The organism is Pseudomonas vanderleydeniana (assembly GCF_014268755.2).
In the GTDB taxonomy this organism is placed as follows: Bacteria; Pseudomonadota; Gammaproteobacteria; order Pseudomonadales; family Pseudomonadaceae; genus Aquipseudomonas; species Aquipseudomonas vanderleydeniana.
Window position 1 is genome coordinate 6,521,772 of record NZ_CP077093.1, and the last position, 19,985, is coordinate 6,541,756.

At 57.3% G+C, this 19,985-nt stretch carries 21 protein-coding genes; all 21 read right to left on the reverse strand.

Annotation, left to right across the window (positions count from 1 at the left end; genetic code table 11):
- Positions 1-10: 10 nt before the first annotated feature.
- The gene (gene rplX / locus HU752_RS29335; protein ID WP_010443924.1) at positions 11-325 is read right to left on the reverse strand and encodes a 50S ribosomal protein L24; all 315 of its coding nucleotides are present in this window, start codon (positions 323-325) and stop codon (positions 11-13) included.
- 11 nt (positions 326-336) lie between these two features.
- Positions 337-705 carry a 50S ribosomal protein L14 gene (rplN, locus tag HU752_RS29340; protein ID WP_009397502.1) on the reverse strand — a complete coding sequence of 123 codons (369 nt, stop codon included), beginning with the start codon at positions 703-705 and terminating at the stop codon, positions 337-339.
- A gap of 23 nt (positions 706-728) precedes the next feature.
- Positions 729-995: a 30S ribosomal protein S17 gene (rpsQ, locus tag HU752_RS29345; protein WP_026144794.1), complete on the reverse strand. Its 267-nt coding sequence runs from the start codon at positions 993-995 to the stop codon at positions 729-731.
- A 2-nt stretch (positions 996-997) separates the two neighbouring features.
- Positions 998-1,189: a 50S ribosomal protein L29 gene (rpmC, locus tag HU752_RS29350; RefSeq protein ID WP_002555481.1), complete on the reverse strand. Its 192-nt coding sequence runs from the start codon at positions 1,187-1,189 to the stop codon at positions 998-1,000.
- A complete protein-coding gene (rplP, locus tag HU752_RS29355) occupies positions 1,189-1,602 on the reverse strand; it encodes a 50S ribosomal protein L16 (protein ID WP_003228729.1) in 414 nt (137 codons plus the stop codon). The genes rpmC and rplP overlap by 1 nt, the downstream gene beginning before the upstream one ends.
- 12 nt (positions 1,603-1,614) lie before the next feature.
- Complete coding sequence (rpsC, locus tag HU752_RS29360; RefSeq protein WP_010443927.1) at positions 1,615-2,301, reverse strand: 30S ribosomal protein S3; 687 nt, start codon at positions 2,299-2,301, stop codon at positions 1,615-1,617.
- A gap of 13 nt (positions 2,302-2,314) precedes the next feature.
- On the reverse strand, positions 2,315-2,647 hold the full coding sequence (gene rplV / locus HU752_RS29365) for a 50S ribosomal protein L22 (RefSeq protein WP_003103908.1): 333 nt from the start codon (positions 2,645-2,647) through the stop codon (positions 2,315-2,317).
- Between the two features lie 11 nt (positions 2,648-2,658).
- Complete coding sequence (gene rpsS / locus HU752_RS29370; RefSeq protein WP_002555486.1) at positions 2,659-2,934, reverse strand: 30S ribosomal protein S19; 276 nt, start codon at positions 2,932-2,934, stop codon at positions 2,659-2,661.
- Between the two features lie 16 nt (positions 2,935-2,950).
- A complete protein-coding gene (gene rplB, locus HU752_RS29375) occupies positions 2,951-3,775 on the reverse strand; it encodes a 50S ribosomal protein L2 (protein ID WP_017901532.1) in 825 nt (274 codons plus the stop codon).
- Positions 3,776-3,789: 14 nt separating this feature from the next.
- Entirely contained in the window at positions 3,790-4,089 is a 300-nt protein-coding gene (gene rplW, locus HU752_RS29380) for a 50S ribosomal protein L23 (RefSeq protein WP_002555488.1), read from the reverse strand.
- Entirely contained in the window at positions 4,086-4,688 is a 603-nt protein-coding gene (rplD, locus tag HU752_RS29385; protein WP_186683168.1) for a 50S ribosomal protein L4, read from the reverse strand. The genes rplW and rplD overlap by 4 nt, the downstream gene beginning before the upstream one ends.
- Positions 4,689-4,700: 12 nt before the next feature.
- Positions 4,701-5,336: a 50S ribosomal protein L3 gene (rplC, locus tag HU752_RS29390; protein WP_010443950.1), complete on the reverse strand. Its 636-nt coding sequence runs from the start codon at positions 5,334-5,336 to the stop codon at positions 4,701-4,703.
- Positions 5,337-5,417: 81 nt separating this feature from the next.
- Positions 5,418-5,729, reverse strand: coding sequence for a 30S ribosomal protein S10 (gene rpsJ / locus HU752_RS29395; RefSeq protein WP_003186070.1), 312 nt, complete (start codon positions 5,727-5,729; stop codon positions 5,418-5,420).
- A 158-nt stretch (positions 5,730-5,887) separates the two neighbouring features.
- On the reverse strand, positions 5,888-7,081 hold the full coding sequence (gene tuf, locus HU752_RS29400) for an elongation factor Tu (protein ID WP_026144793.1): 1,194 nt from the start codon (positions 7,079-7,081) through the stop codon (positions 5,888-5,890).
- A gap of 30 nt (positions 7,082-7,111) precedes the next feature.
- Positions 7,112-9,238 carry an elongation factor G gene (gene fusA, locus HU752_RS29405; protein ID WP_186683170.1) on the reverse strand — a complete coding sequence of 709 codons (2,127 nt, stop codon included), beginning with the start codon at positions 9,236-9,238 and terminating at the stop codon, positions 7,112-7,114.
- 30 nt (positions 9,239-9,268) lie between these two features.
- Positions 9,269-9,742, reverse strand: a complete 474-nt coding sequence (gene rpsG, locus HU752_RS29410; RefSeq protein ID WP_007970418.1) for a 30S ribosomal protein S7 — start codon at positions 9,740-9,742, stop codon at positions 9,269-9,271.
- A 110-nt stretch (positions 9,743-9,852) separates the two neighbouring features.
- On the reverse strand, positions 9,853-10,224 hold the full coding sequence (rpsL, locus tag HU752_RS29415; protein ID WP_003186084.1) for a 30S ribosomal protein S12: 372 nt from the start codon (positions 10,222-10,224) through the stop codon (positions 9,853-9,855).
- A gap of 217 nt (positions 10,225-10,441) precedes the next feature.
- Positions 10,442-14,641, reverse strand: a complete 4,200-nt coding sequence (gene rpoC, locus HU752_RS29420; protein WP_186683172.1) for a DNA-directed RNA polymerase subunit beta' — start codon at positions 14,639-14,641, stop codon at positions 10,442-10,444.
- Between the two features lie 64 nt (positions 14,642-14,705).
- Positions 14,706-18,779, reverse strand: a complete 4,074-nt coding sequence (gene rpoB / locus HU752_RS29425; RefSeq protein WP_186683174.1) for a DNA-directed RNA polymerase subunit beta — start codon at positions 18,777-18,779, stop codon at positions 14,706-14,708.
- Between the two features lie 220 nt (positions 18,780-18,999).
- Positions 19,000-19,368 (reverse strand): 50S ribosomal protein L7/L12, encoded by a 369-nt coding sequence (gene rplL, locus HU752_RS29430; RefSeq protein ID WP_186683176.1) that lies wholly within the window; start codon positions 19,366-19,368, stop codon positions 19,000-19,002.
- A 78-nt stretch (positions 19,369-19,446) separates the two neighbouring features.
- A complete protein-coding gene (gene rplJ / locus HU752_RS29435; RefSeq protein ID WP_017901525.1) occupies positions 19,447-19,947 on the reverse strand; it encodes a 50S ribosomal protein L10 in 501 nt (166 codons plus the stop codon).
- Positions 19,948-19,985 lie beyond the last annotated feature (38 nt).

Below are 19,985 nucleotides of genomic sequence, written 5' to 3' on the forward strand. Positions count from 1 at the left end.
CTAGCAGTGTTCAAGCATCAACCGCTTTTTGGGTCGACTTGAAGACACGAATTTTCTTGCCGTCTTCTACTTTGAAACCAACGCGGTCAGCCTTGTTGGTTTCGCTGTTGAAAATGGCGACGTTGGAAGCGTGCAGTGGCGCTTCTTTTTCGACGATACCGCCCTGTACGCCCGACATCGGGTTAGGCTTGGTATGACGCTTGACCAGGTTCAGGCCACCAACGACCAGACGGTCGTCAGCCAGAACCTTAAGCACCTTACCGCGCTTACCTTTGTCTTTGCCGGCGATCACGATGATCTCGTCGTCACGACGAATCTTTTGCATGTCGGATCTCCTTACAGCACTTCTGGGGCGAGCGAGACGATCTTCATGAACTTCTCAGAGCGAAGTTCACGGGTCACTGGCCCAAAGATACGGGTGCCGATCGGCTCTTGCTTGTTGTTCAGCAGAACAGCAGCGTTGCCATCAAAGCGAATGATCGAACCATCGGCACGACGGACGCCGTGACGGGTGCGGACTACAACAGCAGTCATCACCTGGCCTTTCTTCACCTTACCGCGAGGAATTGCTTCCTTCACGGTAACTTTGATGATGTCACCGATAGCTGCGTAACGACGATGGGAGCCACCAAGCACCTTGATGCACATAACGCGACGAGCGCCGCTGTTATCGGCCACATCGAGCATGGATTGAGTCTGAATCATATAATTTCTCCGACCCCTAGCCCTTAGACTTCCACAGCGCGTTCGATAACCTCGACCAGCGCCCAAGACTTGGTCTTGGCCAGCGGACGGGTCTCACGGATGGAGACCTTGTCGCCGATGTGGCACTGGTTGGTTTCGTCGTGCGCGTGCAGCTTAGTCGAACGCTTAACGTATTTACCGTAGATCGGGTGCTTCACGCGACGCTCGATCAGAACGGTGATGGTCTTGTCCATTTTGTCGCTGACAACACGGCCAGTCAGCGTACGGACGGTCTTTTCGGCTTCAGCCATGATCACTTACCTGCCTGCTGGTTGAGCACGGTCTTCACACGAGCGATGTCGCGCTTAACTTGCGAGAGCAGGTGAGACTGCCCCAACTGGCCAGTTGCTTTCTGCATGCGCAGATTGAACTGGTCGCGCAGCAGGCCGAGCAGTTGCTCGTTCAGCTGCTGTGCGGATTTTTCACGAAGTTCATTCGCTTTCATCACATCACCGTCCGCTTAACAAAGGAGGTGGCGAGAGGCAGCTTTGCAGCAGCCAGGGCGAAAGCCTCACGCGCCAGCTCTTCAGAAACACCCTCGATTTCATACAGGACTTTGCCTGGCTGAATCTGGGCAACCCAGTACTCGACGTTACCCTTACCTTTACCCATACGAACTTCGAGGGGCTTTTTGGAGATAGGCTTGTCCGGGAATACACGGATCCAGATCTTGCCGCCACGTTTTACGTGACGGGTCAGAGCACGACGTGCCGACTCGATCTGACGGGCGGTGAGACGACCGCGAGCAACAGACTTCAGCGCGAACTCGCCGAAGCTGACTTTGCTACCGCGCAGTGCCAGACCACGGTTGTGGCCGGTCATCTGCTTGCGGAACTTCGTACGCTTTGGTTGCAACATTTGGCGTACCCCTTACTTAGCAGCTTTTTTACGAGGCGCTGGTGCTTGTGGTTTCAGTTCTTCTTGGCGACCACCAATTACTTCGCCTTTGAAGATCCAAACCTTGACACCGATCACACCGTAGGTGGTGTGAGCTTCGTAGGTGGCATAGTCGATATCGGCACGCAGGGTGTGCAGAGGCACACGACCTTCGCGATACCATTCAGTACGTGCGATCTCAGCACCGCCGAGACGACCGCTCACCTGGATCTTGATGCCCTTGGCACCAATGCGCATGGCGTTCTGTACGGCGCGCTTCATGGCGCGACGGAACATCACACGACGCTCCAGCTGCTGAGCTACGCTCTGGGCAACCAGCATACCGTCGAGCTCCGGCTTGCGGATCTCTTCGATATTGATGTGCACAGGCACACCCATTTGCTTGGTCAGGTCCTGACGCAGTTTTTCAACATCTTCACCCTTCTTCCCGATAACGATACCTGGACGAGCGGTGTGGATGGTGATGCGTGCGGTTTGAGCCGGACGATGAATATCGATACGGCTTACGGACGCGCTTTTTAGTTTGTCCTGGAGGTATGCACGTACGTTCAGATCTGCAAGCAGATAGTCCGCGTAAGTGCGACCGTCTGCGTACCAGACGGAGGTGTGCTCCTTGACGATTCCCAGGCGAATGCCAATGGGATGTACTTTCTGACCCATCTCTTCGACTCCGTTACTTGTCAGCAACCTTGACAGTGATATGGCAAGACCGCTTGACGATGCGATCAGCACGGCCCTTGGCACGTGGCATGATGCGCTTCAGCGAACGCCCTTCGTTGACGAAAACGGTGCTGACCTTCAGGTCATCAACGTCTGCGCCTTCGTTATGCTCGGCGTTGGCTACGGCCGACTCCAGCACTTTTTTCATGATCTCGGCGGCTTTCTTGCTGCTGAAAGCCAGCAGGTTGAGCGCTTCGCCCACCTTCTTCCCGCGGATCTGGTCGGCGACCAAGCGGGCTTTCTGGGCGGAGATTCGAGCGCCCGACAACTTAGCGGCTACTTCCATTTCCTAACCCCTTAACGCTTGGCTTTCTTGTCGGCCACGTGACCACGATAGGTACGGGTGCCGGCAAATTCGCCCAGTTTGTGACCGACCATGTCTTCGTTCACGAGAACTGGAACATGTTGACGACCGTTATGCACAGCGATGGTCAGACCGACCATTTGTGGCAGGATCATGGAACGACGCGACCAGGTCTTAACTGGTTTGCGATCGTTCTTCTCCGCCGCCACTTCGATCTTCTTCAGTAGGTGAAGATCGATAAAAGGACCTTTTTTCAGAGAACGTGGCACTGTCGTATCCCTCTATTTACTTGCGACGACGGACGATCATGTTGTCGGTACGCTTATTACCACGAGTCTTCGCGCCCTTAGTCGGGAAGCCCCATGGCGATACCGGATGACGACCACCGGAGGTACGACCTTCACCACCACCATGTGGGTGGTCAACCGGGTTCATGGCAACACCACGAACGGTTGGGCGAACGCCACGCCAGCGTTTGGCACCGGCTTTACCCAGGGAACGCAGGCTGTGCTCGGAGTTCGAGACTTCGCCCAGCGTTGCACGGCATTCCGACAGCACTTTACGCATTTCGCCGGAACGCAGACGCAGGGTAACGTACACGCCTTCACGAGCGATCAGCTGAGCCGAAGCACCAGCGGAACGAGCGATCTGTGCACCCTTGCCTGGTTTCAGTTCGATACCGTGTACGGTCGAACCCACTGGGATGTTGCGCAGCTGCAGGGTGTTGCCTGGCTTGATTGGAGCCAGAGCGCCTGCGATCAGCTGGTCGCCAGCACTCACGCCTTTAGGGGCGATGATGTAGCGACGCTCGCCGTCTGCGTACAGCAGCAGAGCGATGTGAGCAGTACGGTTTGGATCGTATTCGATACGCTCGACAGTGGCAGCGATGCCATCTTTGTCGTTGCGACGGAAGTCGACCAGACGGTAATGCTGCTTATGACCACCACCTACGTGACGAGTAGTGATGCGGCCATTGTTGTTACGACCACCAGACTTCGATTTTTTCTCGAGCAGCGGTGCGTGAGGAGCGCCTTTGTGCAGCTCCTGGTTGACCACCTTGACCACAAAACGGCGGCCAGGGGAAGTCGGTTTGCATTTAACGATTGCCATGATGCACCCCTTCCTTACTCAGCACTGCTGCTGAAATCGAGATCTTGGCCTGGCTGAAGGGAGATAACTGCCTTCTTCCAGTCATTACGCTTGCCCAGACCGCGAGCGGTACGCTTGCTCTTACCCAGAACGTTCAGGGTAGTCACGCGCTCTACTTTCACGCTGAACAGGCTTTCGACGGCCTTCTTGATTTCCAGCTTGGTTGCGTCGGTCGCAACCTTGAAAACGAACTGGCCTTTCTTGTCTGCCAGAACCGTAGCCTTCTCGGAAACGTGCGGGCCAAGCAGAACTTTAAATACGCGTTCCTGGTTCATCCCAGCAGCTCCTCGAATTTCTTCACGGCCGACACGGTGATCAACACCTTGTCGTATGCGATCAGACTGACTGGGTCGGAACCTTGCACGTCACGAACGTCGACGTGTGGCAGGTTGCGAGCAGCCAGGTACAGGTTCTGGTCAACAGCGTCAGACACGATCAGAACGTCGGTCAGGCTCAGGCCAGTCAGTTTGCTCAGCAGGTCTTTGGTTTTCGGGGTTTCAACAGCGAAATCCTGAACAACGACCAGACGATCAGTACGCACCAGCTCAGCAAGGATGGAGCGCAGGGCTGCGCGGTACATCTTCTTGTTCAGCTTCTGGGAGTGATCCTGAGGACGAGCTGCGAAAGTGGTACCACCGCCACGCCAGATTGGGCTACGGATAGTACCGGCACGAGCACGGCCAGTGCCTTTCTGACGCCATGGGCGCTTGCCGCCACCGGAAACGTCGGAACGGGTCTTCTGCTGCTTGCTACCTTGACGGCCGCCAGCCATGTAGGCCACGACTGCTTGGTGAACCAGCGTCTCGTTGAAATCGCCGCCAAATGTCAGTTCGGAAACTTCGATCGCTTGAGCGCCATTTACATTTAATTGCATGTCAGCTTCCCCTTAACCGCGAGCCTTGGCTGCTGGACGTACAACCACGTTGCCGCCAGTAGCGCCAGGAACAGCGCCCTTGACCAACAACAGATTGCGTTCAGCGTCCACGCGCACTACTTCCAGGGACTGCACGGTCACGCGCTCTGCGCCCATGTGACCGGACATTTTTTTGCCCTTGAATACACGACCAGGAGTCTGGCACTGGCCGATAGAGCCTGGAACGCGGTGGGATACGGAGTTACCGTGGGTGTTATCTTGCCCGCGGAAATTCCAACGCTTGATCGTACCGGCGAAGCCTTTACCTTTGGACTGACCGGTTACATCAACCAGTTGGCCAGCGGCGAAGATTTCAGCATTGATCAGATCGCCAGCCTTGTATTCGCCTTCTTCAAGACGGAATTCCAGGACGGTGCGACCAGCGGCAACGTTCGCCTTGGCGAAGTGACCAGCTTGAGCAGCTGTAACACGCGAAGCGCGACGCTCGCCGACAGTGACTTGCACTGCACGGTAGCCATCGGTCTCTTCAGTTTTGAACTGGGTGACGCGATTCGGTTCGATCTCGATGACCGTGACCGGAATGGAGACACCTTCTTCGGTGAAAATACGGGTCATACCGCATTTACGACCGACTACACCAATAGTCATGTTGTAAACCTCATGAGTGTACGGGGCTTTCACCCGCTATGGCCGCCCATTTCAGAGCGTTACACGACCAAGACCTGAGTCTTAGCCGAGGCTGATCTGCACTTCCACACCTGCCGCAAGATCGAGCTTCATAAGAGCGTCAACGGTTTTATCCGTTGGCTGGACGATGTCCAGGACGCGCTTGTGAGTACGGATCTCGTACTGGTCACGCGCGTCTTTGTTGACGTGCGGGGAGACCAGAACGGTGAACCGCTCTTTACGAGTAGGCAGTGGAATTGGACCACGCACTTGAGCACCAGTACGTTTCGCGGTTTCCACGATTTCCTGGGTGGATTGGTCGATCAGGCGATGGTCAAAAGCCTTCAACCTGATACGGATTTGCTGATTTTGCATTGGATTTCAGACTCCGGCTGCTATTCCCACCGGGCGCAATACGCCCGTTAAAAGGAGGCGCAATTCTATAGACGCCCCCATAAGGTGTCAACCCAATAAAAAAGCCCCCGCTGAGCGGGGGCTTTTTCAAAGCATCGAAGCTATCTCAGAAGAGAAGCTTACTCGATGATTTTGGCTACAACGCCAGCACCAACGGTACGGCCGCCTTCGCGGATTGCGAAACGCAGACCGTCTTCCATTGCGATGGTTTTGATCAGAGTGACAGTCATCTGGATGTTGTCACCTGGCATTACCATTTCAACGCCTTCTGGCAGTTCGCAGTTACCGGTCACGTCAGTGGTACGGAAGTAGAACTGTGGACGGTAGCCTTTGAAGAACGGAGTGTGACGACCGCCTTCTTCCTTGCTCAGAACGTAGACTTCTGCGGTGAACTTGGTGTGCGGCTTGACCGAACCTGGCTTGACCAGAACCTGGCCACGCTCAACGTCGTCACGCTTGGTACCACGCAGCAGAACGCCGCAGTTCTCGCCAGCACGACCTTCGTCGAGCAGTTTGCGGAACATTTCAACACCGGTGCAGGTGGTGGTGGTGGTGTCACGCAGACCAACGATTTCCAGCGGGTCTTGAACCTTGACGATACCACGCTCGATACGACCGGTAACTACGGTACCGCGACCGGAGATCGAGAACACGTCTTCGATTGGCATCAGGAACGGCTGGTCGATAGCACGAACTGGCTCAGGGATGTAGGCATCCAGAGTTTCTACCAGCTTCTTGACAGCGGTAGTACCCATTTCGTTGTCGTCTTTGCCTTCCAGCGCCATACGAGCCGAACCGATGATGATTGGAGTGTCATCACCTGGGAAGTCGTAGGTGCTCAGCAGGTCGCGAACTTCCATCTCGACCAGTTCCAGCAGCTCAGCGTCGTCAACCAGGTCAGCCTTGTTCAGGAAGACCACGATGTACGGAACGCCTACCTGACGGGACAGCAGGATGTGCTCACGAGTTTGTGGCATCGGACCATCGGCAGCCGAGCAAACCAGGATCGCGCCGTCCATCTGGGCAGCACCGGTGATCATGTTCTTCACGTAGTCAGCGTGACCTGGGCAGTCAACGTGAGCGTAGTGACGAATGTTCGAGTTGTACTCAACGTGCGCGGTGTTGATGGTGATACCGCGAGCTTTTTCTTCTGGAGCGCTGTCGATCTTGTCGAATTCAACGACTGCGGAACCGAAAACTTCGGAGCAAACGCGAGTCAGAGCAGCGGTCAGAGTGGTTTTACCGTGGTCAACGTGACCGATGGTGCCAACGTTGACGTGAGGTAGGGAACGATCAAATTTTTCTTTAGCCACGACAATTAACTCCTTGCCTAAAGGGCTGGATTAGCCTTGTTTTTTAACGAGAGCTTCGACGATGTTCGACGGAGCTTCGGCGTACTTGGAAAACTCCATGGAGTAGCTCGCGCGACCCTGGGACATGGAGCGAACATCGGTCGCATAACCGAACATTTCACCCAGCGGCACTTCAGCGCGGATGACCTTGCCGGAGACCGAGTCTTCCATACCCTGGATCAGACCACGACGACGGTTCAGGTCACCCATCACGTCACCCATGTAGTCCTCAGGGGTTACTACTTCAACCTTCATGATCGGCTCAAGCACGACGCCCTTGCCCTTCTCACGCAGCTGCTTGGTCGCCATGGAGGCAGCCACCTTGAACGCCATCTCGTTAGAGTCGACGTCATGGTAGGAACCATCGAACACGGTAGCCTTCAGGCCGATCAGCGGATAGCCGGCAACAACGCCGTTCTTCATCTGCTCTTCGATACCCTTCTGGATAGCCGGGATGTATTCCTTAGGAACCACACCACCGACGACCTCGTTGGCAAACACCAGACCTTCAGTGATATTGCCTTTTTCATCCACTTCAGCCGGAGCGAAGCGAATCCAGCAATGGCCGAACTGGCCACGGCCACCGGACTGGCGAACGAACTTGCCTTCGATCTCACAGCCAACGGTGATCTTCTCGCGGTACGAAACCTGCGGCTTGCCGATGTTGGCCTCGACGTTGAACTCGCGCTTCATGCGGTCAACGAGGATGTCCAGGTGCAGCTCACCCATACCGGAGATAATGGTCTGGCCGGTTTCTTCGTCGGTCTTGACGCGGAACGACGGGTCTTCCTGGGCCAGCTTGCCCAGAGCGATACCCATCTTCTCCTGGTCAGCCTTGGTTTTCGGCTCTACAGCCACCGAAATTACCGGCTCAGGGAAGTCCATACGCTCAAGGATGATCGGCTTGTCGATATCGCACAGGGTGTCACCGGTGGTGACGTCCTTCATACCGATCAGCGCAGCGATGTCGCCCGCACGTACTTCCTTGATTTCGTCACGCTGGTTGGCGTGCATCTGCACCATACGACCAACGCGCTCTTTCTTGCCTTTCACCGAGTTGATGACGGAGTCACCGGAGCTCAGGAAGCCGGAGTAGACGCGAACGAAGGTCAGAGTACCCACGAATGGGTCGGTAGCGATCTTGAACGCCAGAGCCGAGAACGGCTCGTTGTCGTCCGCATGACGCTCGTCGACGATTTCGTTGTCGTCAGTGCTGTCCGGGTGAACGCCCTTGATCGCAGGGATCTCGGTCGGAGCCGGCAGGTAGTCGATAACGGCGTCGAGAACCAGCGGAACGCCCTTGTTCTTGAACGAGGAACCGCAGACCGCAGGAACGATCTCGCTCGCCAGGGTACGGGCGCGCAGACCAGCCTTGATCTCTTCGACGGACAGGTCACCTTCTTCCAGGTACTTGTTCATCAGCTCTTCGTTGGCCTCGGCAGCTGCCTCGACCATGTTGTTGCGCCACTCGTTGGCCAGTTCGACCATATCGGCAGGAATTTCTTCCTCGCGATAGGTGGTGCCCTTGTCGTCATCGTTCCAGTAGATGGCTTTCATCTTGATCAGGTCGACCTGACCCTGGAAGTTCTCTTCAGAACCGATCGCCAACTGAACAGGAACCGGGGTGTGACCCAGGCGGTTCTTGATCTGGCCGACAACGCGCAGGAAGTTGGCACCGGCACGGTCCATCTTGTTCACGTAGACAACACGTGGAACGCCGTATTTGTTGGCCTGACGCCATACGGTTTCGGACTGAGGCTCAACACCGGAAGTACCGCAGAACACGACGACAGCGCCGTCGAGTACGCGCAGCGAACGCTCTACTTCGATGGTGAAGTCTACGTGGCCGGGGGTGTCGATCACGTTCACACGATAGTTATCGTACTGACCGCGCGAACCTTTCCAGAAAGTGGTTACGGCAGCGGAGGTAATGGTAATACCCCGCTCCTGCTCCTGCACCATCCAGTCGGTGGTCGCAGCGCCGTCATGAACCTCACCCATCTTGTGGCTGAGGCCTGTGTAGAACAGGATCCGCTCGGTAGTGGTGGTCTTGCCCGCGTCAACGTGGGCACAGATACCAATGTTACGGTAGCGGTTGATTGCAGTAGTACGAGCCATAAAGCCCTCGCAAAATTAGTGACGCTAAAATTAGAAGCGGTAGTGCGAGAAAGCCTTGTTGGCTTCAGCCATACGGTGCACGTCTTCACGCTTCTTAACTGCAGCACCTTTACCTTCGGCAGCGTCCAGCAGTTCGCCAGCCAAACGCAGAGCCATGGACTTCTCGCCGCGCTTGCGGGCGAAGTCTACCAACCAACGCATTGCCAGAGCATTACGGCGCGAAGGACGAACTTCTACCGGAACCTGGTAAGTAGCACCACCAACGCGGCGCGACTTCACTTCGACCAGCGGAGCGATGGCGTCGAGTGCTTTTTCGAAGAGTTCCAGGGGATCGGTACCGGCCTTGCGTGCCTTCACGGTATCCAGAGCACCGTAAACGATACGCTCGGCAACGGCCTTCTTGCCGCTTTCCATTACGTGGTTCATGAACTTGGCGAGAATCTGCGATCCGTACTTAGGATCGTCGAGAATCTCACGTTTGGCTGCTACGCGACGTCTTGGCATGATAAGCCCTCAAACGGTCTTCAGGTTAGCTCGGGACAACACACCCGAAGGTGTTCATGCCCGACCTTACTCTTATCGACTCAATAAAATTAGAAACTGCAAACGACCAATTACTTCGGACGCTTGGTACCGTACTTCGAACGACCCTGGTTACGGCCTTTGACGCCGGAGGTATCCAGAGAGCCGCGAACGGTGTGGTAACGAACACCTGGCAAGTCTTTTACACGACCGCCACGGATCAGAACCACGCTGTGCTCTTGCAGGTTGTGGCCTTCACCACCGATGTACGAGGAAACCTCGAAACCGTTGGTCAGACGCACACGGCATACTTTACGCAGTGCCGAGTTAGGTTTTTTCGGCGTAGTGGTGTACACACGGGTGCACACGCCACGACGTTGCGGGCAGTTCTGCAGCGCAGGAACGTCGGATTTCTCGACGATACGCTTACGCGGCTGACGTACCAGCTGGTTGATAGTTGCCATCTACTAGCTCCACTGTTGTCTTGCGACGCTATTGTCGACAAGAAAGCAAAATGACAGGAACGGATCCCCGCCAAATTTAGGGGTACAAGAGTCTAAAGAGGATCTTGCCCCCAGTCAAGACGAGGCCCCGGCCTCCTCTCCCCGCTCATCGCAACAGAAAACGTCACGTCGATCGGGAAAGGGCTACCAGGGCCTCACTCTACTACTACCGCAGAACTCAGTTACCGCTCGAGTTCAGCGCTTCGGTCAGTGCAGCTTCCACTTCACTGGCGCTTACGCGCAGCGGTTTGTCCAGGTCACGGCGACGCTTGCGCTCGCTGTGGTAGGCCAGACCGGTACCGGCCGGGATCAGACGACCCACGACCACGTTTTCTTTCAGGCCGCGCAGGTAGTCGCGCTTGCCGGTAACGGCCGCTTCGGTCAGTACGCGGGTGGTCTCCTGGAAGGAGGCCGCGGAGATGAACGACTCGGTCGACAACGACGCCTTGGTGATACCCAGCAGGACGCGAGTGAACTTGGAGACAAACTTGTCTTCCGCGCCCAGGCGCTCGTTTTCCACGAGAACCTGAGTCAGTTCCATCTGGTCGCCCTTGATGAAGCTGGAGTCGCCCGATTCGGTGATCTCAACCTTACGCAGCATCTGACGCAGGATGGTCTCGATGTGCTTGTCGTTGATCTTCACGCCTTGCAGGCGGTAAACGTCCTGGATCTCGTTGACGATGTACTTGGCCAGTGCACTCACACCCAGCAGACGCAGGATGTCGTGCGGATCGCTCGGGCCGTCGGAGATAACTTCGCCGCGGTTTACCTGTTCGCCTTCGAAGACGTTCAGGTGGCGCCACTTCGGAATCAGCTCTTCGTACGGATCGCTACCGTCGTTCGGGGTGATGACCAGACGGCGCTTGCCCTTGGTCTCTTTACCGAACGCGATGGTGCCGCTGACTTCAGCCAGGATCGACGCCTCTTTCGGACGACGGGCCTCGAACAGGTCGGCAACACGCGGCAGACCACCGGTGATGTCACGAGTCTTCGAAGTTTCCTGCGGGATACGCGCGATAACGTCACCGATCGCGATCCGCGCACCGTCCGCCACACCGACCAGGGCGTTGGCTGGCAGGAAGTACTGAGCGATAACGTCAGTGCCTGGCAGCAACAGATCCTTGCCGTTGTCGTCGACCATCTTGACCGCAGGACGCATGTCCTTACCGGCAGCTGGACGATCCTTGACGTCGAGTACTTCAATGTTGGTCATACCGGTCAATTCGTCGGTCTGACGCTTGATCGTGATGCCTTCTTCCATGCCCACGTAGGTCACGGTACCTTTCATTTCGGTAACGATCGGGTGAGTGTGCGGGTCCCACTTGGCCACGATGGCACCAGCGTCGACCTTGTCGCCTTCCTTCACCGAGATCACCGCACCGTACGGCAGCTTGTAGCGCTCGCGCTCACGACCGAAGTCGTCGGCGATCGCCAGCTCACCGGAACGGGATACCGCTACCAGGTGACCGTCGACACGCTCTACGTGCTTCAGGTTGTGCAGACGAACGGTACCGCCGTTCTTCACCTGGACGCTGTCGGCAGCCGAGGTCCGGCTTGCAGCACCACCGATGTGGAACGTACGCATGGTCAGCTGGGTACCCGGCTCACCGATGGACTGGGCCGCGATAACGCCAACCGCTTCACCGATGTTCACCTGGTGACCGCGAGCCAGGTCACGACCGTAGCACTTGGCGCAGATGCCATAGCGGGTTTCGCAGCTGATCGGCGAACGCACGATCACTTCGTCGATGCTGTTGAGTTCGATGAACTCGACCCACTTCTCGTCAACCAGGGTGCCAGCAGGAACGATAACGTCCTCGGTACCCGGCTTGAACACGTCACGGGCGATAACACGACCCAATACGCGCTCACCCAGCGGCTCCACGACATCACCGCCTTCAATGTGCGGAGTCATCAGCAGGCCGTGTTCGGTGCCGCAATCGATCTCGGTCACCACCAGGTCCTGCGCCACGTCTACCAGACGACGAGTCAGGTAACCGGAGTTCGCGGTTTTCAACGCGGTATCCGCAAGACCCTTACGAGCACCGTGAGTGGAGATGAAGTACTGGAGTACGCTCAGGCCTTCACGGAAGTTCGCAGTGATCGGCGTTTCAATGATGGAGCCGTCCGGCTTGGCCATCAGACCACGCATACCGGCCAGCTGACGGATCTGTGCGGCGGAACCCCGCGCACCCGAGTCAGCCATCATGTACATCGAGTTGAAGGATTCCTGGTCGACGGTTTCACCGTGACGGTCGACGACCTTCTCTTTCGAGAGGTTGGCCATCATCGCCTTGGAGACTTCGTCGTTCGCCTTGGACCACAAGTCGATGACCTTGTTGTACTTCTCGCCCTGGGTGACCAGGCCGGAGGCGTACTGGCTCTCGATCTCTTTCACTTCGTCGGTGGCGGCACCGATGATGCGGGCTTTTTCATCCGGGATAACGAAGTCGTTAACACCGATGGAAACGCCGGAGATGGTCGAGTAGGCAAAACCGGTGTACATCAACTGGTCAGCGAAGATAACGGTCTCTTTCAGACCTACCACGCGATAGCACTGGTTGATCAGCTTGGAGATCGCCTTCTTCTTCATCGGCAGGTTGACGACGTCGAACGACAGGCCTTTCGGAACCACCTGGAACAGCAGCGCACGGCCGACAGTGGTGTCGACAATACGGGTGTTCTGGACGCTGTTGCCGTCACGGTCGTTCACGGTTTCAGTGATACGGACCTTGATCTTGGCGTGCAGCGCGGCTTCGCCGGCGCGGAATACGCGGTCGACTTCCTGCAGGTCGGCGAACACGCGACCTTCGCCCTTGGCGTTGATCGCTTCACGGGTCATGTAGTACAGACCCAGTACCACGTCCTGCGACGGAACGATGATCGGCTCACCGTTGGCTGGCGACAGGATGTTGTTGGTCGACATCATCAGCGCGCGCGCTTCCAGCTGGGCTTCCAGCGTCAGCGGCACGTGCACGGCCATCTGGTCACCGTCGAAGTCGGCGTTGTACGCAGCACAGACCAGTGGGTGCAGCTGGATAGCCTTACCTTCGATCAGTACCGGTTCAAAGGCCTGGATACCCAGACGGTGAAGGGTCGGTGCACGGTTGAGCAGTACGGGGTGTTCGCGAATCACTTCGGCGAGAACGTCCCAAACCTCTGGCAGCTCGCGCTCGACCATCTTCTTGGCAGCCTTGATGGTGGTCGCCAGACCACGCATTTCCAGCTTGCCGAAAATGAACGGCTTGAACAGCTCGAGGGCCATCTTCTTCGGCAGACCGCACTGGTGCAGACGCAGGGTCGGACCTACGGTAATTACCGAACGGCCGGAGTAGTCAACGCGCTTACCGAGCAGGTTCTGACGGAAACGACCTTGCTTACCCTTGATCATGTCGGCCAGGGATTTCAGAGGACGCTTGTTCGAACCGGTGATGGCGCGACCGCGACGACCGTTGTCCAGCAGGGCGTCAACGGCTTCCTGCAGCATGCGCTTTTCGTTGCGCACGATGATGTCAGGCGCGGACAGATCCAGCAGGCGCTTGAGACGGTTGTTACGGTTGATCACTCGACGATACAGATCGTTGAGGTCGGAAGTCGCGAAACGACCGCCATCCAGTGGAACCAGTGGACGCAGGTCTGGCGGCAGAACCGGCAGAACGGTCAACACCATCCACTCTGGCAGGTTGCCGGAGCCCTGGAAGGCTTCCATCAACTTCAGACGCTTGGACAGCTTCTTGATCTTGGTTTCCGAGTTGGTTTGCGGAATTTCTTCGCGCAGACGGCCAATCTCGTGCTCCAGGTCGATCGCGTGCAGCAGCTCGCGAACAGCCTCGGCACCCATGCGGGCGTCGAAGTCGTCACCGAACTCTTCGAGGGCTTCGAAGTACTGCTCGTCGTTCAGCAGCTGGCCTTTTTCCAGGGTGGTCATGCCCGGATCGATAACGACATAGCTCTCGAAATAGAGAACGCGCTCGATATCACGCAGGGTCATGTCCATCAGCAGGCCGATACGGGACGGCAGGGACTTCAGGAACCAGATGTGGGCAACCGGCGAAGCCAGTTCGATGTGCGCCATGCGCTCACGACGAACCTTGGCCAGGGCGACTTCAACGCCGCACTTCTCGCAGATCACGCCACGATGTTTCAAGCGCTTGTACTTACCGCACAGGCACTCGTAATCCTTGACCGGGCCAAAGATCTTGGCGCAGAACAGGCCGTCACGCTCAGGTTTGAACGTACGGTAGTTGATGGTTTCCGGCTTTTTAACTTCACCGAACGACCACGAACGGATCATCTCAGGCGAGGCCAATCCGATACGGATGGCGTCGAACTCTTCGACTTGACCCTGGTTTTTCAGCAAATTCAGTAGGTCTTTCAAGGCCTTTCCTCCTGGCGGAGCAGAGAGCGGGCTGATACAGCCCCGCTCTCGATCGCGTCACGTGTTATTCGGTTTCCAGATCGATATCGATGCCGAGGGAACGAATTTCCTTGATCAACACGTTGAAGGACTCGGGCATGCCCGGCTCCATACGGTGATCGCCGTCCACGATGTTCTTGTACATCTTGGTCCGACCGTTCACATCGTCCGACTTCACTGTGAGCATTTCCTGCAGAGTGTAGGCAGCACCGTATGCTTCCAGTGCCCAGACCTCCATCTCCCCGAAACGCTGACCACCGAACTGCGCCTTACCACCCAGCGGCTGCTGGGTAACCAGGCTGTACGAACCGGTAGAACGAGCGTGCATCTTGTCGTCTACCAAGTGGTTCAGTTTGAGCATGTACATGTAGCCAACGGTAACCGGACGCTCGAACTTGTTGCCGGTACGACCGTCGAACAGCTGCATCTGGCCGCTTTCTGGCAGGTCAGCCAGTTTCAGCATGGCCTTGATTTCAACTTCCTTAGCACCGTCGAACACCGGGGTGGCCATAGGTACGCCGCCCTTGAGGTTCTTCGCCAGGTCCAGGATTTCCTGGTCGGAGAAGCTGTCCAGCTCTTCGTTGCGGCCGCCGATCTCGTTGTAGATCTCGTGCAGGAACTTGCGCAGGTCAGCGACCTTGCGCTGCTCTTCGAGCATGCGGTTGATCTTCTCGCCCAGGCCCTTGGCCGCGAGGCCCAGGTGGGTTTCGAGGATCTGACCGACGTTCATACGCGAAGGTACGCCCAGCGGGTTGAGAACCACGTCGACCGGAGTACCGTTGGCGTCGTGCGGCATGTCTTCGACCGGCATGATCACGGAGACCACACCCTTGTTACCGTGACGACCGGCCATCTTGTCGCCCGGCTGGATGCGACGACGGATTGCCAGGTAGACCTTGACGATCTTCAGTACGCCCGGAGCCAGGTCATCGCCCTGCTGCAGCTTGCGCTTCTTGTCTTCGAACTTGTCGTCCAGCAGACGGCGACGATCAACGATGTAGGCCTGGGCCTTCTCGAGCTGCTCGTTCAGAGCATCTTCGGTCATGCGCAGCTTGAACCACTGGCCGTGCTCGAGACCGTCGAGGACTTCGTTGGTGATCTCCTGGCCTTTCTTCAGGCCAGCGCCGCCTTCGACGGTGTGGCCGACCAGGGCGGAGCGCAGACGCTCGAAGGTCGCGCCTTCAACGATGCGGAACTCCTCGTTGAGGTCCTTGCGGATCTCGTCGAGCTGGCTCTTCTCGATGGACAGGGCACGGCTGTCGCGCTCGACGCCATCACGGGTGAAGACCTGGACGTCGATGACGGTACCCTTGGTGCCGGTTGGCACGCGCAGGGAGGTGTCCTTAACGTCGCTGGCCTTCTCACCGAAGATCGCGCGCAGCAGTTTTTCTTCCGGCGTCAGCTGGGTCTCGCCTTTCGGAGTGACCTTGCCGACCAGGATGTCGCCCGGGCCGACTTCGGCACCGACGTAGACGATACCGGCTTCGTCCAGTTTGTTCAGCGCAGCCTCACCCACGTTCGGGATGTCCGCGGTGATCTCTTCTGGGCCGAGCTTGGTGTCACGGGCCACACAGGTCAGTTCCTGGATGTGGATCGTGGTGAAGCGGTCTTCCTGAACAACGCGTTCCGACAGGCAGATGGAGTCTTCGAAGTTGAAGCCGTTCCATGCCATGAAGGCGATGCGCATGTTCTGACCCAGAGCCAGTTCACCCATGTCGGTGGACGGGCCGTCGGCCATGATGTCGCTACGCTGAACGCGATCACCCTTGCTCACCAGCGGACGCTGGTTGATGCAGGTGTTCTGGTTCGAGCGGGTGTATTTGGTCAGGTTGTAGATGTCGACACCGGCTTCGCCCGGTTCAACTTCGTCATCGGCAACACGAACCACGATACGGCTGGCATCGACGGAGTCGATCACGCCGCCACGACGAGCCACGACGCAAACGCCGGAGTCACGGGCAACGTTGCGCTCCATACCGGTACCGACCAGCGGCTTGTCGGCACGCAGGGTAGGTACAGCCTGACGCTGCATGTTCGAACCCATCAACGCACGGTTGGCGTCGTCGTGCTCGAGGAACGGAATCAGCGACGCAGCGACCGAAACTACCTGCTTCGGCGAAACGTCCATCAGGGTGACGTCTTCCGGCGCCTTGACGGTGAATTCGTTCAGGTGACGAACGGCTACCAGCTCGTCGACCAGCACTTTCTGTTCGTTCATGGTCGCCGAAGCCTGCGCGATCACGTGATCGGCTTCTTCGATAGCGGACAGGAACACGATGTCGTCGGTTACCACACCCTCTTTCACCACGCGATACGGGCTTTCCAGGAAGCCGTACTGGTTGGTGCGGGCATAGGCCGCCAGGGAGTTGATCAGACCGATGTTCGGACCTTCAGGGGTTTCGATCGGGCATACGCGACCGTAGTGGGTCGGGTGTACGTCACGAACTTCGAAGCCTGCACGCTCACGGGTCAGACCACCTGGGCCGAGTGCGGAGACACGACGCTTGTGGGTGATCTCGGAGAGCGGGTTGTTCTGGTCCATGAACTGCGACAGCTGGCTGGAACCGAAGAACTCCTTCACCGCCGCAGCCACTGGCTTGGCGTTGATCAGGTCTTGCGGCATCAGGCCTTCGCTTTCGGCCATCGACAGACGTTCCTTGACCGCGCGCTCTACGCGCACCAGGCCAACGCGGAACTGGTTCTCGGCCATCTCGCCGACGCAACGCACGCGACGGTTACCCAGGTGGTCGATGTCGTCGACGATGCCCTTGCCGTTACGGATGTCGACCAGGGTCTTGAGAACCTCGACGATATCTTCCTTGCACAGCACGCCCGAACCTTCGATCTCGGTACGACCGATACGACGGTTGAACTTCATGCGGCCCACGGCGGACAGATCGTAACGCTCGGCGCTGAAGAACAGGTTGTTGAACAGGGTTTCGGCGGCATCCTTGGTTGGCGGCTCGCCAGGACGCATCATGCGATAGATCTCGACCAGCGCTTCCAGTTGGTTGCTGGTGGAGTCGATCTTCAGGGTATCGGAGATGAACGGACCGCAGTCGATGTCGTTGGTGTACAACGTCTCGATGCGAACGACCTGGGCCTTGGCCATCTTGGCCAGCAGCTCGGTGTTCAGCTCGGTGTTGCATTCAGCCAGGATTTCACCGGTAGCCGGGTGCACGATAGCCTTGGCGGTAGTACGGCCCAGGACGTAGTCCAGCGGTACTTCCAGCTCTTTGACACCGGCTTTTTCCAGCTGGTTGATGTGACGAGCAGTGATACGACGGCCCTGCTCGACAATCACCTTGCCGTTGCCATCCTGGATGTCGAGGACAGCGATCTCACCACGCAGGCGCTGAGGCACCAGTTCCAGGCTCAGGGTCTCGCCCTTAACGTGGAAGACGTTGGTGGTGTAGAAAGCGTCGAGCACTTCTTCGGTGCTGTAGCCCAGCGCGCGCAGCAGCACGGAAGCTGGCAGCTTGCGGCGACGGTCGATACGCACGAACACGCAGTCTTTCGGGTCGAACTCGAAGTCCAGCCACGAACCGCGGTAAGGAATGATGCGAGCCGAGTACAGCAGTTTGCCGGAGCTGTGCGTCTTGCCGCGGTCGTGATCGAAGAACACGCCCGGGGAACGGTGCAGCTGGGAAACGATTACGCGCTCGGTACCGTTGATAACGAAGGTACCGTTCTCAGTCATCAGGGGGATTTCACCCATGTAGACTTCTTGCTCTTTGATGTCCTTGATCGCTTTGTTCGACGATTCTTTGTCGAAAATGATCAGGCGCACTTTCACTCGCAGCGGAACCGCGTAGGTCACGCCGCGCAATACGCATTCCTTGACGTCAAAGGCCGGTTCGCCCAAACGATAGCCAACGTACTCCAGAGCAGCGTTGCCGGAGTAGCTGATGATCGGGAAAACGGATTTGAAGGCCGCATGCAGACCGACGTCACGGAACTGGTCCTTGGTCGCGCCCGCCTGCAAGAATTCGCGATACGAATCCAGCTGGATAGCCAGGAGGTACGGTACGTCCATGACGTCCGGCAACTTGCTAAAGTCCTTGCGGATACGTTTTTTCTCAGTATATGAGTAAGCCATCAGCGTTCCCCAGCTTGGTCACCTGCTTGTTTGGCTTCTCCCGACGGGAGCAGCCAGAAAATCGTGCAGACCCCTTGGTCTGCGCCACCGCCTCGGGTGGGTGAAGCACGTTAGAGGCACCGACCGAGCCGGTCGCCAATAACGGAAAAAGGCCGGTGGCAAAAGCCACCAGCCATCAGCCTTTCGCTTAACGCTTGGGCCGGAGACGCAAGGTCTGAGCTTACTTGAGCTCGACTTTGGCGCCTGCTTCTTCCAGCTTCTTCTTGGCGTCTTCAGCAGCTTCTTTCGAAACGCCTTCAGCAACAACCTGAGGAGCGCCGTCAACTTTCTCTTTGGCTTCTTTCAGGCCCAGACCGGTCAGTTCACGAACGGCCTTGATGACGTTGACTTTCTTGTCGCCAGCTTCAACCAGGACAACGTTGAACTCGGTTTGCTCTTCAACAGCAGCGGCAGCAGCAGCTGGGCCAGCGGCAACAGCGGCAGCAGCGGTAACGCCGAAGGTTTCTTCCATCGCTTTGATCAGCTCAACGATTTCCACTACGGATTTCTGGCCGATCGCTTCGATGATTTGTTCGTTAGTCAGAGACATGACTCAATTCCTGAATTGGGGGATAGCCTGCAGGCCATCGAAATAAACAAAAATACGCGAGAGATGAAGCGCTCAGCCTTAGGCTGCAGCCGCTTCCTTCTGGTCGCGAATTGCCGCCAGAGTACGAGCCAGCTTGCTGGTAGCGCCTTGGATCACGCTCATCAGCTGTGCGATTGCTTCGTCGCGGGTCGGCAGAGTTGCCAGTACGTCGATCTGATTGGCTGCGAGGAACTTGCCCTCGAACGCAGCTGCCTTGATCTCGAACTTGTCCTGACCCTTGGCGAACTCTTTGAAGATACGGGCAGCAGCGCCCGGATGTTCGTTGGAGAACGCGATCAGGGTCGGGCCGGTGAACACGTCGTTGAGGACACTGTATTGAGTGTCGGCAACGGCGCGCTTGAGCAGGGTGTTACGTACGACACGTACGTATACGCCAGCTTCACGAGCCTCTTTACGGAGTCCGGTCATTGCGCCTACTGTTACGCCACGGGCATCAGCCACGACAGCGGACAGAGCGACTTTGGCAGCCTCGTTGACTTCAGCGACGATGGCCTTCTTGTCTTCGAGATTAATTGCCACGGGTTTAACTCCTGCTTGTTACCGTTTCATCAGGCCAG

Coding starts and splice junctions, on each gene's coding strand:
- rplX (WP_010443924.1), bottom strand. CDS start 325: ATGCAAAAGATTCGTCGTGACGACGAGATCATCGTGATCGCCGGCAAA.
- rplN (WP_009397502.1), bottom strand. CDS start 705: ATGATTCAGACTCAATCCATGCTCGATGTGGCCGATAACAGCGGCGCT.
- rpsQ (WP_026144794.1), bottom strand. CDS start 995: ATGGCTGAAGCCGAAAAGACCGTCCGTACGCTGACTGGCCGTGTTGTC.
- rpmC (WP_002555481.1), bottom strand. CDS start 1,189: ATGAAAGCGAATGAACTTCGTGAAAAATCCGCACAGCAGCTGAACGAG.
- rplP (WP_003228729.1), bottom strand. CDS start 1,602: ATGTTGCAACCAAAGCGTACGAAGTTCCGCAAGCAGATGACCGGCCAC.
- rpsC (WP_010443927.1), bottom strand. CDS start 2,301: ATGGGTCAGAAAGTACATCCCATTGGCATTCGCCTGGGAATCGTCAAG.
- rplV (WP_003103908.1), bottom strand. CDS start 2,647: ATGGAAGTAGCCGCTAAGTTGTCGGGCGCTCGAATCTCCGCCCAGAAA.
- rplB (WP_017901532.1), bottom strand. CDS start 3,775: ATGGCAATCGTTAAATGCAAACCGACTTCCCCTGGCCGCCGTTTTGTG.
- rplW (WP_002555488.1), bottom strand. CDS start 4,089: ATGAACCAGGAACGCGTATTTAAAGTTCTGCTTGGCCCGCACGTTTCC.
- rplD (WP_186683168.1), bottom strand. CDS start 4,688: ATGCAATTAAATGTAAATGGCGCTCAAGCGATCGAAGTTTCCGAACTG.
- rplC (WP_010443950.1), bottom strand. CDS start 5,336: ATGACTATTGGTGTAGTCGGTCGTAAATGCGGTATGACCCGTATTTTC.
- rpsJ (WP_003186070.1), bottom strand. CDS start 5,729: ATGCAAAATCAGCAAATCCGTATCAGGTTGAAGGCTTTTGACCATCGC.
- fusA (WP_186683170.1), bottom strand. CDS start 9,238: ATGGCTCGTACTACTGCAATCAACCGCTACCGTAACATTGGTATCTGT.
- rpsG (WP_007970418.1), bottom strand. CDS start 9,742: ATGCCAAGACGTCGCGTAGCAGCCAAACGTGAGATTCTCGACGATCCT.
- rpsL (WP_003186084.1), bottom strand. CDS start 10,224: ATGGCAACTATCAACCAGCTGGTACGTCAGCCGCGTAAGCGTATCGTC.
- rpoB (WP_186683174.1), bottom strand. CDS start 18,779: ATGGCTTACTCATATACTGAGAAAAAACGTATCCGCAAGGACTTTAGC.
- rplL (WP_186683176.1), bottom strand. CDS start 19,368: ATGTCTCTGACTAACGAACAAATCATCGAAGCGATCGGCCAGAAATCC.